The 12,584-nt window shown below is 42.2% G+C and carries 14 protein-coding genes; 13 read left to right on the top strand and 1 reads right to left on the bottom strand.

The window, feature by feature from the left end:
* Window positions 1-137 precede the first annotated feature (137 nt).
* The 13 genes from QA601_03900 to QA601_03840 all read left to right on the top strand — a co-directional run bounded on the left by QA601_03900 (window position 138) and on the right by QA601_03840 (window position 12,091).
* Window positions 138-1,373, top strand: a complete 1,236-nt coding sequence (locus QA601_03900; GenBank protein MDG5814209.1) for a glycosyltransferase family 2 protein — start codon at window positions 138-140, stop codon at window positions 1,371-1,373.
* Between the two features lie 55 nt (window positions 1,374-1,428).
* On the top strand, window positions 1,429-2,049 hold the full coding sequence (gene purN, locus QA601_03895; protein MDG5814208.1) for a phosphoribosylglycinamide formyltransferase: 621 nt from the start codon (window positions 1,429-1,431) through the stop codon (window positions 2,047-2,049).
* Window positions 2,042-2,695, top strand: coding sequence for a ribonuclease HII (locus QA601_03890; protein MDG5814207.1), 654 nt, complete (start codon window positions 2,042-2,044; stop codon window positions 2,693-2,695). Before purN ends, QA601_03890 begins: the two co-directional genes overlap by 8 nt.
* A 26-nt stretch (window positions 2,696-2,721) precedes the next feature.
* Complete coding sequence (locus tag QA601_03885) at window positions 2,722-4,029, top strand: DUF1015 domain-containing protein (protein ID MDG5814206.1); 1,308 nt, start codon at window positions 2,722-2,724, stop codon at window positions 4,027-4,029.
* The gene (locus tag QA601_03880) at window positions 4,026-5,060 is read left to right on the top strand and encodes a lysylphosphatidylglycerol synthase transmembrane domain-containing protein (protein ID MDG5814205.1); all 1,035 of its coding nucleotides are present in this window, start codon (window positions 4,026-4,028) and stop codon (window positions 5,058-5,060) included. The genes QA601_03885 and QA601_03880 overlap by 4 nt, the downstream gene beginning before the upstream one ends.
* Window positions 5,044-6,033 (top strand): MoxR family ATPase, encoded by a 990-nt coding sequence (locus QA601_03875; GenBank protein MDG5814204.1) that lies wholly within the window; start codon window positions 5,044-5,046, stop codon window positions 6,031-6,033. The genes QA601_03880 and QA601_03875 overlap by 17 nt, the downstream gene beginning before the upstream one ends.
* A gap of 129 nt (window positions 6,034-6,162) precedes the next feature.
* Window positions 6,163-6,732: an RNA polymerase sigma factor gene (locus QA601_03870; GenBank protein MDG5814203.1), complete on the top strand. Its 570-nt coding sequence runs from the start codon at window positions 6,163-6,165 to the stop codon at window positions 6,730-6,732.
* Window positions 6,733-6,752: 20 nt separating this feature from the next.
* The gene (locus QA601_03865; GenBank protein MDG5814202.1) at window positions 6,753-8,972 is read left to right on the top strand and encodes a PEGA domain-containing protein; all 2,220 of its coding nucleotides are present in this window, start codon (window positions 6,753-6,755) and stop codon (window positions 8,970-8,972) included.
* Window positions 8,973-9,000: 28 nt separating this feature from the next.
* On the top strand, window positions 9,001-9,270 hold the full coding sequence (locus QA601_03860) for a hypothetical protein (protein ID MDG5814201.1): 270 nt from the start codon (window positions 9,001-9,003) through the stop codon (window positions 9,268-9,270).
* 35 nt (window positions 9,271-9,305) lie between these two features.
* Window positions 9,306-9,764 carry a hypothetical protein gene (locus QA601_03855; GenBank protein MDG5814200.1) on the top strand — a complete coding sequence of 153 codons (459 nt, stop codon included), beginning with the start codon at window positions 9,306-9,308 and terminating at the stop codon, window positions 9,762-9,764.
* Between the two features lie 136 nt (window positions 9,765-9,900).
* Complete coding sequence (locus tag QA601_03850) at window positions 9,901-11,061, top strand: site-2 protease family protein (GenBank protein MDG5814199.1); 1,161 nt, start codon at window positions 9,901-9,903, stop codon at window positions 11,059-11,061.
* A gap of 116 nt (window positions 11,062-11,177) precedes the next feature.
* Window positions 11,178-11,645, top strand: coding sequence for a hypothetical protein (locus tag QA601_03845; protein ID MDG5814198.1), 468 nt, complete (start codon window positions 11,178-11,180; stop codon window positions 11,643-11,645).
* Window positions 11,646-11,656: 11 nt separating this feature from the next.
* Window positions 11,657-12,091: a 23S rRNA (pseudouridine(1915)-N(3))-methyltransferase RlmH gene (locus QA601_03840; protein MDG5814197.1), complete on the top strand. Its 435-nt coding sequence runs from the start codon at window positions 11,657-11,659 to the stop codon at window positions 12,089-12,091.
* 59 nt (window positions 12,092-12,150) lie between these two features.
* Here the strand turns inward: QA601_03840 and QA601_03835 are convergent, their stop codons facing one another.
* Window positions 12,151-12,378, bottom strand: a complete 228-nt coding sequence (locus QA601_03835; GenBank protein MDG5814196.1) for a hypothetical protein — start codon at window positions 12,376-12,378, stop codon at window positions 12,151-12,153.
* Window positions 12,379-12,584: the final 206 nt, after the last annotated feature.

The raw sequence follows: 12,584 nt of genomic DNA, 5'->3' as shown, positions 1-12,584 counted from the left end.
TGCGTCTATCATCTAAAAATTATAAAAACCTCTACTTTGCGGCATAAAAATGATGATTTATATAATAACGCAGTTTGATATGACGTATTTTCCATCTCTGCTGAAAAATGGATTTGTAATTTAAACGGGGGTAGGTTTTGTTTGAAACTCTGATGGGTCCTAATGTGGTAACAAAAATGCTGTTTTTTATTGCTGCTCTAATTGTTACTGCAGAGTTTGTGGCTACTGTATTTACCATCTTCTACCAACGATATATCTACGACAGATATATGCGTCCCAAATTCAGTGATTCCTACAATCCACGGTGTACCGTTATCGTCCCCTGTAAGGGTGTTCCAAAAGATCTGGGAAGAAACTTAATGGGATTTCTGGAGTTGGAGTACAACAACTACGAAGTAATCTTTGTGGTAGAAAAAGAGAGCGATAAAGCCGTACCCTACATCAAGGCCATAACGGAAAAAGACAAAAGGGCTAAGCTTGTGGTAGCAGGGCTTTCCACCAGGTGTGCTCAAAAAAATCACAACATGATTGCGGGGCTACGAAAAGCGGATGAATCAAATGTGTATGTGTTCGCTGATTCAGACATCAAACCAGACCCCACCTGGCTAAAAGAGCTTATTTTGCCACTGGCAGATGAAAAAGTTACAGTTACAAGCGGCTTTAGATGGCTTAATCCTCCGGAAGGTAGTTTGGGGGAGCTTACCCACTCCTATGTGAATATCTTTATATACGTTAGTTTCAGTGCGGCATGCTTTTTTGGTGGTGTGGGTTTGTGGGGCGGCTCAATGGCAATCAGGAAGAAGGATTTTGATGAGCTTGGTGTAGAGGAGAAATGGTCAAAGGCCGCGGTTGATGATATGAGCCTTTCACATCTGGTCTTCAAGGGGTCGAAAAAAGCTGTTGTGGTACCATCATGTATTACTCAAACTGATGATTTGCTGAAAACGGTTGGTGGTTCAGTTTCATGGTTCGAACGACAGATAATGTTTCTTAAAGCCTATCAGCGAAAGCTATGGTTTTTCCCCACGCTACCCATGGCTGTTTCGGTATTAATTCTTATTTTTCTATTACCAGTGGCGCTGCTTGGATCAGTGCTTTCACCCTCGTATAGTTTTACTGATTTAGGTGGTGGGGCTGCTCTTGTTTTTTATCTGGGCCAGGCACTCTCCGCAACGCTTTATCCATTTCTTGGAAAAATGACCCGTTTTTATAAGTTCATATTATTTCAGCCTTTTATGCGATTGACCCATATAATCAGTTATTTCAGAACGTTTATGACAAATACAATCGTTTGGTCTGGAATACGATATAATCTCAGTAAAAGTGGTGATGTGGATTCCTTGGAGCACATTGCACAGGAATCAAACATCTGATTTTGTTTCAATGTATTAAAAGCAGGAATTTAATTGCCGGCAGGAGTTTAATGAAATGATGAATTGTGCTGTATTTGCATCTGGTCAGGGCAGTAATTTTGATATTCTTTTACAGAGAAAAAAAGCTGGTGATCTTCATGTAAATTTTGTACTGATGGTGGGCAATAACAGCTCCGCGGGGGTTTTTGAAAAAGCCAGGAAGTATGGCATAGAAGTACTACACTGTTCACCATCTCATTATTTAGATGAAAAAGAGTATTGCTCTTCGTTAATTGAAAAGCTTGAAGAGAAAAATGTGCAATTAATCGTGCTTGCGGGATACATGAAAAAACTTCCCGCGCAACTGGTTCACCATTTTAAGGAAAAGATCATAAATATTCACCCGTCACTGCTTCCTGCATTTGGCGGAAAAGGGATGTATGGCTCCAATGTGCACAAAGCAGTATTGGATTATGGATCAAAAGTTACAGGGGTGACAGTACATTTCGTTGACGAAGAATATGACCATGGACCCGTTATAATTCAGGAACCGGTAAGAGTTTTTGACACCGATACCTGTGAAACCCTTGCGGCAAGAGTGCTTGCTACAGAACACGCTGTTTACTGGAAAGCAGTTGAAGCGATTGCATGCGGTCATGTCAGGATACAGGGGCGAAAGGTAGTTGTGAATGCCTGAAAAGTGCTGCAAAAACAGCAAAGGGGACCTGTATCAGTTTGACTATGAAATAAAATCCGAAAGCGGAAATTTTATTGTGGGTGTTGATGAAGCTGGCAGGGGACCGTTGGCAGGGCCGGTTGTCGCCGCGGCAGTTGTACTGGATTATGAACAGAAGATAGAAAAAATTGATGATTCAAAGAAATTAAATCAAAAAACCAGAGAATATTTATATGACCAAATAACGGAAAAAGCACCGTTTTGGTCTGTAGGGATAGCGACTGTTGAAGAGATAGACAAGAATAATGTGTTAAACGCGACCTTTCTTGCGATGAAAAAAGCTATCGAAAATATTGAATGCAAATGGAGTATCGCTCTTATAGATGGGAATCATGCGATTCCTTTTTTTGATATCAAAAAGCAAAAAACGTTGATTGGGGGAGATGGTAAGAGCGCATCAATTGCCGCAGCATCAATAGTCGCAAAAGTTACGCGGGATCGTATGATGAAAGACTATCATGATCTTTACCCTCACTATAAATTTGATACAAACAAAGGGTACGGGACAAAGGAACATATTTCGAAAATAGAAAGTTATGGATTGTCTCCTATACATCGCAGGACATTTTGTAACCATTTTTTTATCCAGACAAAACTTGATTTATAGACAAATATAGGCGTTAAGGAGGAATTATGGCCGGGGTTAGAGCTTTTAGAGGTTACAGGTATAACTTGAGAAATCAGGAGGAGCTTGGGCTGTACTGTGCGCCCCCATACGATATGATTGATAGCGAACTGGTTGAAAAACTGTATCAAAAAAATGAGTACAATGCGGTAAGGATAATCCAGAATAAAAAGGAACAATCAGATAAAGAAAACAAAGACCGTCATCTAAGAGCTGCTCAGACGTTGAATAAACTTATATCCCAGGGCGTACTCAAGCAGGATCAGCAGGAGTCGGTGTATATTTATCAGCAAAATTTTGTAGTTAATGAGGGTGGAATAGAAAAAGTTAAGGTTCGTACTGGTATCACTGTTATGGTGGAGCTTGTGGATTTCGAAAAACAGGTCGTTTTTCCGCATGAGTATACTTTATCCGGACCCAAACAGGATCGATACGAGCTGCTTGATGCTACAAAAACCAACACAGGGCAGATCTTTGGTTTAGTCCCGGATCAGGGCGATCTCTTTAGCCTGATTGCAGAAGTTAGCGAACGGGCAGAAGTTTGCGGTGAATTTAACGATGAAAGCGGTGTAACACACCGTCTTTTAAGAAGTTCTGATTCAGAGCTTATTAGTAGGGTTAAAGACGCAATGGCAGACAGGACTATTTTGATTGCTGATGGTCACCACCGGTATGAAACCGCACTTCGCTTTTACCGGGATCAGGGTAAAGAAGCATACTCTCATACAATGATGACACTGGTATCCATGGCTGATCCCGGGCTTGTTATACGCCCGTTTCATCGTCTTGTAAGAAAAAAACACAGTGGTAAAAGTGTTGAGATGAAAAAAGCGCTTCAGGAGTATTTTGATGTCACTGAGCTTGGGAAAGCAGAAAGTGGTATAGTTGTTGAAAAACTGAATCAGGACAGTAATAAAAAAATGCTCTACTGGGACTGTGATAGTTCTCAATTAAGTGAATTGAGTTTAAATGAAAAAGGTGAGAGTTTTTTAAAGGAGTTTATGACTGATAAAACTTCTTTATGGAAACATCTGGATGTCTCTGTTATAAATGCTATTGTGATAAACCGTATACTTCAACTGCCACTTGATGGGCATATATTACATGATGTCGTAGATTATGTAAAAGACGCGAATACTGCGGTGGAAAATCTCAATAACGAGGGAGAGTATTACGGAGGTTTCTTTATTAAACCTATGTCAATTGACACAATTAACGAAATAGTTAAGGGGGGAGAGAGAATGCCTCAAAAATCTACCAACTTTTTCCCAAAGCTATATTCGGGCCTGGTGTTCAATAGAATGGAAAATTCGTGAGTGGTAAAAAAGTACTGCAAGTTGTAGCCGGACTTGTGCTTGCGGGCGCAGGTTTGGCATTTTTTTTTAGACACCCCGATCTAAATGTTGGGGTTTTGATCGAGCAGATTAAAACTACAGATATAAAAATAATTGGGGCGATAGTCATTCTTTCGGTAGCATCGCTTTGGCTTCGGGCTTTAAGGTGGCGTATTTTGCTTCCTGATATCGAAAAGACCCATAGAAAGGGCCTCTTTTCTATTGTAACCATCGCCTTCATGGTCAACAATATCATGCCTGCAAGGCTTGGCGAGGCAGCCAGAGCTGTGTTGCTCTGGAAGAAAAATAACTACACCCTCACTCTGAGTATAAGCTCTCTTGTTTTTGAGAGGATAATCGATTCACTTGTATTTCTTTCATTTTTCTTTCTTCCCGTTTTAATTACCGGGAAAATTCCTCAGCTTCACATTTATGCTCTTATTGCATCGGGAATATTCTCGCTTGCAATCATTGCATTTTTTCTATATTGGCGTTTCCCTGTGTTTTTTGCATCGTTTTCAAGGAAACTTACAACGTATTTACCACAAAAAACAGCTGCTTTTTTGGTGAAAACCGGTAGAGAGATCACGGGAAATCTTGACTGGATGTTTTCATTTAAAAAAGTGTTTCTGGTGATTACTTTATCCTATGCGATTGCTTTCAGTTACTCTTCTGTGATTCTTCTTTTAGTTGGTGAGCCGGGAAGTTTTGGAATAATTGAGAGCATGTTTGGCCAGGCGTTTGCCGCTTTTGGAGCAGCCATTCCACTTTCACCGGGATTTGTTGGTACTCTTCACGCAGCATTGCTTCAGGGACTTGTTTTTTTAGAGGTGCCTATGGAGAAAGCCGGAGCTGCGGTAGTCATTTATCACGCATTACCCTTTTTGGTGGTAACCGCGGTTGGCCTGTTTTTCCTAATCAGTACAAATATTACATTTAAGGATATAAATGATGCTGCAAATCAGGTAAAATCCTCTAAAATGAAAACGGATGAGTATGAAAGAGCAAAGTAATGACGCCAGGGTGATTCAAGAGTTACAAGAAAAGGTCAAAGCGATAAAGGGTGCGCTTTCCAAAAAAATTGTAGGGCAGCAGGTTGTAATCGATGATCTTCTTGCCTGCTTTCTCTCCGGAGGGCATTGTATTATCACCGGGGTTCCGGGATTGGCTAAAACTATGCTGGTTCAGAATCTGGCACGATGCCTGGATCTTCAGTTTAATCGTGTACAGTTTACCCCCGATCTTATGCCATCAGATATTACCGGCTCAGAGATACTGGTAGAAGACAAGGCCACCGGTGCACGGGAGTTTAAATTTGTGAAGGGGCCTGTTTTCAGCAATATCGTTTTAGCCGATGAGATTAACCGTACTCCACCAAAAACACAATCTGCACTGCTCCAGGCGATGCAGGAGAGCGAGGTAACCTCTTCGGGGGTCAATTACAAGCTCCCGGTTCCTTTTTGGGTGCTTGCAACACAAAACCCAATAGAGCAGGAGGGTACATATCCTCTGCCTGAAGCGCAGCAGGACCGGTTTATGTTTTCCATAGAGATAGGCTACCCCGATGAGCAATCGGAATTAGAGATCGCACGATCGATGTTTAGTGCTCAAGAGGTCGACCCGGTGGTTGATGCAAAAAGTGTGATGAAATTCAGGGAGTTATTAGGGAGTATGCCGGTGGCTGACTCGGTGGTTAAGGCTGCAGTTACACTGGTTCGCTCAAGCAGACCGGACTCTGCGCAGTGTCCTTCAGCGGTTAAAAAGTACCTGAGTTGGGGAGCGGGTCCCAGGGCTTCGCAATTTTTAGTACTTGCAGCCAAATCGTATGCGCTTTTGGATGGCAGGGCTACGCCGGATAAGGGTGATATAAAACGGGCTGCATATCCGGTATTACGTCACAGGATCGTTCGCTCGTTTCATGGAGATGTTGATGGAGTGGGGAGTAATGATATAATAAAGGTATTGCTGGAAAAGTCCTGTAGGTGACCTGAGTATGTTTTTTAGGGGTAAAGAGAGGTCAATGTAGCACATTATCGAACCGCTTAATCATCTATTTGCACTAAGGTCAAAGCAGGGGTTTTCTATATCCGAAATAATTGGGGGGGAGTAGGAAGTATGAATAAGACGCTTCTGGAGCCAAGTAAGGAGCTGCTTAGAGAATGCAGGGCTGGAAATCAGCTTGCGTTTAAGGAAATTTTTCATATGTATAGATCCTACGCCTATAATCTTATCTATAAGACTACAGGTGCACACGGGGATCATGAGGATCTGCTTCAGGAGGTCTTTTTTCAGATCTATCTATCATTGAAAACGTTTCAGGGAGATTCTTCTTTCAAGACATGGTTTCACAGGGTGGTGATACATGTCTGTACCAGGCGCTGGAGATATCAGCAGGCAGAGAAGAGAATATCCAAAAAAGATACAGTAAACCTTGATTCAATTGAAAATATGGTTCCTTCCATGGACTGTGGATCATTGCGGAAACTTGAGTTGAAGGATTTGGTTGAGCAGGCGCTCGATACTTTGGATTATAAATTGCGAATACCTATCGTACTTAATATTTATGGAGAGATGGACCTTGCGGAGATTGCCACAATAATGGGAATACCTGAAGGAACGGTTAAGTCGAGGCTTTTTACGGCCAGAAAACAGATAAAGGAGTTTCTGGACGGTCTGGATAACTAAGTGTTCCAGGAGTTTTGAATATGGGATCAGGAAAAGAAGAAAACAAATTACACTGGTTTGAGTCAGTTTTGCGCAGTGATATCGATGAATCCAACATCGATTACACTTCTGTAGAGCTGCGTCTTGATTCCCGTATAGAACAAGCTGAGGATCTTGGTGCTCTTGCAATGCTTAAAAAAGATGAGATCACTCCCCATGAGCTTTTGGATCGGGTAGAAAAGCAGCTCTATAAAAGAATCGATTTATACCGGGAGTATGAAGAACCGGTAAATGAATGTATAAATACACAGGAAGAGTTGCCCCGCAACCGATGGATAAAAATTGAAGATAAGCTCGATGATAGTATAACTGAACTCTCATTAAGAGATGAGTGGGAAAATATCATAATGACTCCCAAAATCAGTACCCAGAAGCAATGGGAACAGCGGGAAGAAAAACTCTTCGAGAAAATAAAGATTTGGGAGCAAAACAACAGCGAATGGGAAGAAGCCGCATCCCAGGAAGAGCTTGAACCACCATTTTCAATCGAAAGCAGAGAAAATGAGTTCGATAAGCTTGTATCTAAAGTAGATTCACTGAGTGATTGGGAATTGTATTTAAGAGCAGAAAAAGTTCCATCATGTGGATTTTGGGAGCGGGTGGAGGAAAACCTTTTCTCAAAAATTAACAGCGACCAGAAGAGCAAAGGTCTTGGAGCCCAGCCGTTTTGGATCATGATCGATTACTATCTTAACCGGCTTAGTTCGGTGAAATATATCGGGGTTGTTCTTTTCATTCTCGTCGTTGGCGCGCTTACTTTTAATAGCTTTAATTACCTAAACGATTATGCCCAATCTATCCCCACACTGGTTTTTCAGGCTCAGGGGGCAGATGCTGAGATAGTAGATTTCCTGGCCACCGATCGAAAACAATACAGTTCAAATGAGGGTGGTTTTCTCAAACTGGTGAATAAATATGGCTTTATTGAGCTTCAAAACGGCTCTGCTCTGGAGATCGAACACCTGAGTACAGAAATGGCAAGCTACAGAGTAGGGGTGTCAAATTCTACCGAGTCGAAGACATCTCAGCAGCGGGCTGTGTTTTATGTTAATGAACAGCGTACGGGTAAACGTTTCAACGTCTCCACACCTGATTACGATATCAGTGTTACCGGAACTTATTTCAGTGTTAAACCGGAGGATAACAACCGGTTTACAACCCAGGTGCTTGAAGGCTCTGTAATTATAAAGAATGGAGCAGAAGCAATTGAACTTAAAGCCGGGCAGAGCTACATATATGACGCTGAAAATGAGAGCTACAGTATAAGAGATGGTGGAATAGTTGTTTCCAGAAGCGAAATCACCCGTATACCTGCTATTGAAGAGCTCCTAAATTACAGAGTGCTGATTATTCGCAGCAACACTCCTGGCTGTTCGGTTAAAATAGATGGTCGCTACTATGGTTCAACACCACTGGCGCTATATCGCTCTGAAGGTGATCATAGAGTAGAACTCATAAAGGATGGATATGAAACCATAGATACTCTCATTACTATTGCCGATGAATCGGTAAATAGGCTGGAATTTTCCATGCTTGCTAAAGCACAGGAACAAAAACAGCGCCCATTCCGGGAAACTTCAGCGGTGGTTAAAACCGATGAAACCGGGGAGGAGGATCAGCCGGTTCAGCAGTTGTCAAATGTCGAGCAGATATACAGAACAGCAAGGGAATATGAGTTAAGCGGTAGCTGGAATGAGGCGTTAGAGCTTTATACAAAACTCTATGAAGATGAGACTGTACGAGATATTTACAGAGAAGACGCGCTCTTTTCTATTGGAAAGATAAAATCTGAACATGTCTCTCAAATTGAGGCAAAACGGGTGTTTCACACGTACCTGGATGTGTTTCCTCTAGGGCTCTTTGCGGGTGAATCCTGGTTGAGGCTCGCAGAGTTGGAGTTCGCGGAAGATCAGACCAGAGCGGTGCAGTATTACCATAACTATTTTGAACTATTTCCAAATCATTACAGAACTTCAGAGCTTCAAAACAGGGTTGGACTGATATACCTTCAGCAAAATAAGTACAATGAAGCGATTGCAATGTTCCAAACAGCTCTGGAAAATATGGCTCCATCACAGAAAAACGCCAGAAAAAGTGCCTACATTAATCTTCACAATGCCCTTAGGGCCAAGGGAGATGAAGCAAAAGCACAGCTTGTGATGAAAGAATACAGGTCGGAATTCGATTCTATGCTTCCCTGATACACTTTAAAAAGCAGAGGAGAGTAGTATGGCTGAGCACAAAAAGCACTATATTGTAGGGGTACATATTACCGATAGAGTTAAACATGTTCCGGATGTACAGGATATTTTTACCAAATTTGGGTGTTTTATTAAGACACGAGTAGGTATTCATGATACTTCAGATAACGCCTGCTCTCCAAATGGTTTGGTCCTCATAGAGTTGCTTGGTGATGACGGGAAATTTGGAGAGTTTACAGACGCTCTCTGTAAAATCGAAGGTGTTGAAGTAAAGCATATGGTGTTCGATCATATATAAAGTGTTTTGAAAGCGTAATTAGTATGGGGATTTAAATGGGTTCAGCGGTTAAGAAAACAAAAACAAAAGGGAGTAGCAGGTCGCAAGCCAAAGTGGTGTCTGCGATTGTAGTAAACTCCCCCGATATGACTAATTACGTTGCCTTACAAAATCTTTTGGATTATTCTCTGCAGTGTCTTACTAACATAATGAACCATCCCCAACAAAGTATTGAAACGAAGAACCATTTCAAGAAGTGTGTAAAGAAACTTGAAACTACATTCCTTGAAAAAGACACGCTTCCCGGTAAAGAGCTGCAGAGGCTTTTAAGGGAGTATCTGGAGGAATCCGAAGCGTGCATCGATATCATCGAGACGTTCTATTCTAATCCACAACTTAGTTCTGAAGATGTGGCTCATACCGACCTTCTTCTTGTCCCCAGGATTTCAAATCTACAGTGGCTTTCGGTGTGCCTTATTGAAGAGAACAAAAAACAGGTACAGCAAGCCCGCTAAAAACATTCACCATTTATCGATTCCTCTTCTCAGGTATAGTCTTTGCGTCTTTCAACAGTAGACGGGTTTAAGCTTTGAGCCCGAAACTCACAGCCTGTGTGCTTAACACATACAGGAAAAAGGAGTGGAGGATGCTATGTTTGGAAAACGAATTAAGATAATAAAACTCCTTGGTTTCGAAGTATATATCGATTTGAGCTGGATAATAATTGCCGTTCTAATTGTGTGGTCTTTGGCTCAGGGAGTATTTCCTGTATTACACGAGGGGTTATCATCCGCTACATACTGGTGGATGGGTGTAGCTGGTGCAGCAGGGCTTTTTATATCAATCGTTCTTCATGAATTGAGCCATTCATTAGTGGCCCGCCGTTTTGGCTTACCCATGAAGAGTATCACGCTCTTTGTTTTTGGTGGCGTGGCAGAAATGGATGAAGAGCCACCGCATGCAAAAGCCGAATTACTAATGGCACTGGCAGGACCGGTGGCATCGGTAATTATTGGTGTTGCATTTTGGGGGCTTTCGGTGCTCGGTCAAACTATGGCCTTCACCGTACCAGTTCTTGCTATTTTGGGCTACTTAAGCACTATAAACATCGTATTGGCTATCTTTAATATGCTTCCTGCTTTTCCCCTTGACGGGGGTCGGGTGTTTAGGGCAATTTTGTGGGGTTGGAAGAAGAATATAAAGTGGGCTACCAGGGTTGCCTCAGGAATTGGGGCCGGTTTTGGCCTGCTTTTAGTTGCAATCGGTATCTTCTCTGTACTGGCGGGAGGAATTGTAGGTGGCCTGTGGTGGGCTCTAATCGGCCTTTTTATCAGAAGCGCTTCAAAAATGTCCTATGAAAGTATCCTGGTACGGGGTGCTTTGGAAGGAGAATCGGTGGAAAAATTTACAAAACGTGATCCGGTGATGGTTTCGGCCGATACCACGGTTGATCATTTGGTGGAAGATTATATCTACAGGTACCATTTTAATATTTTTCCTGTGGAGAACAACGGAAAGGTAAAATGTATCGACATCACAGATTTTAAAAATATCCCCAGGCAAGAGTGGGAGCGGCATAGGGTTGAAGAGTATGCAAAACCTTTTTCAGCGGATAACTCAGTGCAGGAGAGTGACAATGCCATGAAAGCCTTAACGCTTATGAACAGAACCGGCAAAACAAGGCTAATGGTACTCGGTGGCAGTGGGGATCTGGTTGGGACCGTAGCACAGCATGACCTCTTAAAGTATCTCTCAAGGGAACTGAATTTAGAATATCCCGACAACAACAACCGTTCCCCTTCGGAGCAATAAGGCTTCAACAACAATCCATTTTACCCTGTATTATATTTACCCTGAGTGCTTATATAACCGAAGTCGGGAGTTTTGACTTCGGTTATCTTGTTTAACTTATCCGTAAAGAGATCAGGATGCGTGGAAAGAATTTAATTTCAGTTGCTTTGATTGCTGCATTGGTGGTTTTGGTAGTAGTGGCTGTGATGTTTCAAACTACAAAGCAAACAGTAAGAGAGCACCAGATACGGGCAACAAAGTTACAGGAAAAAGTAGATAGTCTTCAGGCGCGGGTTTCGGAAACCGAAGATAGGTGTCCGCCGGGGTTATCACAATTTCACAAAGAAGGATTGGTGAAACAGGGTATAACCGATCCAAACCTGCTGCTTTCAGATCTTAAAGAGCGCCCGGAGCTTATTCCCTATGAAGGTGTGCTGGGGGGAACCATGTTTTTCCCTTCAGAGGAGTACATGTGGTTTGTAAGTGACTACTGGGTGCTGGCGTATTTTGAAGATGGTCACAGGGCCGGGTATCTTTTTTTGGAATATGAGGTTTCTCAGGGCGGCGACATCTTCTGGAAAGTAGTTACATCTCAGCTTCAGTAGAGAGAAAAAGTATGTTTATTAAAGTTGTGGCAGTGGGGAAGGTAAAAGAGAGGTATTTATTAACAAAAATCCAGGAGTATCAAAAGCTGATCGGTTTTGATGCCAGGCTTGAAGTAGTAGAGATCAGGGATGGTAATAGAGCAACTGAGGGTGAAAAAATACTGAGCATATTAAAGAAGAGTCAGGGTTACTCGTTTGCGCTTGCTGAAGAGGGCAAGCAGTTTAGCTCCAGGGAGTTTGCCCAAAACATTCAAAACTATAATAGTAGAATGGTATTTGTGATCGGTGGGCCGGATGGTTTGAGTGAAAAGGTTAAAGAGTATGCAGACCTGCGCTTTTCTCTGTCCAGAATGACTTTTACCCACGATCTTGCTCGTTTGATTCTTTTTGAACAGATGTATAGAGCACTATCGATTATAAGGGGTAGAAAGTACCACAGGGATTAAGATTGAGTATGCGCCGGCTTTTTCTAACCGGCGCATACTCGTTCCCTTGAAGGTAGCTGCTATTCTTCTAATTCATCACGGGTACGGTCTTTTTCAGTACCCAACTCCTGAACTCTGCCTTCAAGGTCCTCAAGCCGCATTTTTACATTCCCATGGCCATCCGGGGTAAAATCTATATGGCCCACTTCTTTGCCTTCGTAGTATATAGGTTGCTCTCCCAGAGACCCTTCAGGGTAATTTGGTTTTGCTGCGACATGGAAATACCCAACAACTGTTTCTCCCTCCATACGACACCTCCTTTGATACCGAAAATGAATAAAACTGTCATCAGAGGCTATATATATTACCCCTCAGGGCACTGAAATATTATAGTAACAAGGGTTTTATTTTATGAAACCTACTTACAAGTAAGTCGTTGTTGTTTGTTTCAACGATACCTGGTAGGGTAGTTTGCGGTTTGTGCTCACATTACCCTCAAATTTTAATTATCTTG

This window comes from Chitinispirillales bacterium ANBcel5 (genome assembly GCA_029688955.1).
Taxonomy (GTDB): domain Bacteria; phylum Fibrobacterota; class Chitinivibrionia; order Chitinivibrionales; family Chitinispirillaceae; genus Cellulosispirillum; species Cellulosispirillum alkaliphilum.
The sequence above is the reverse complement of the archived record's forward strand: the minus strand, read 5'-3'. Positions and strand labels throughout refer to the sequence as shown.

Coding starts and splice junctions, on each gene's coding strand:
- purN (MDG5814208.1), top strand. CDS start 1,429: ATGATGAATTGTGCTGTATTTGCATCTGGTCAGGGCAGTAATTTTGAT.
- QA601_03890 (MDG5814207.1), top strand. CDS start 2,042: ATGCCTGAAAAGTGCTGCAAAAACAGCAAAGGGGACCTGTATCAGTTT.
- QA601_03885 (MDG5814206.1), top strand. CDS start 2,722: ATGGCCGGGGTTAGAGCTTTTAGAGGTTACAGGTATAACTTGAGAAAT.
- QA601_03875 (MDG5814204.1), top strand. CDS start 5,044: ATGAAAGAGCAAAGTAATGACGCCAGGGTGATTCAAGAGTTACAAGAA.
- QA601_03870 (MDG5814203.1), top strand. CDS start 6,163: ATGAATAAGACGCTTCTGGAGCCAAGTAAGGAGCTGCTTAGAGAATGC.
- QA601_03865 (MDG5814202.1), top strand. CDS start 6,753: ATGGGATCAGGAAAAGAAGAAAACAAATTACACTGGTTTGAGTCAGTT.
- QA601_03860 (MDG5814201.1), top strand. CDS start 9,001: ATGGCTGAGCACAAAAAGCACTATATTGTAGGGGTACATATTACCGAT.
- QA601_03855 (MDG5814200.1), top strand. CDS start 9,306: ATGGGTTCAGCGGTTAAGAAAACAAAAACAAAAGGGAGTAGCAGGTCG.
- QA601_03850 (MDG5814199.1), top strand. CDS start 9,901: ATGTTTGGAAAACGAATTAAGATAATAAAACTCCTTGGTTTCGAAGTA.
- QA601_03845 (MDG5814198.1), top strand. CDS start 11,178: ATGCGTGGAAAGAATTTAATTTCAGTTGCTTTGATTGCTGCATTGGTG.
- QA601_03840 (MDG5814197.1), top strand. CDS start 11,657: ATGTTTATTAAAGTTGTGGCAGTGGGGAAGGTAAAAGAGAGGTATTTA.
- QA601_03835 (MDG5814196.1), bottom strand. CDS start 12,378: ATGGAGGGAGAAACAGTTGTTGGGTATTTCCATGTCGCAGCAAAACCA.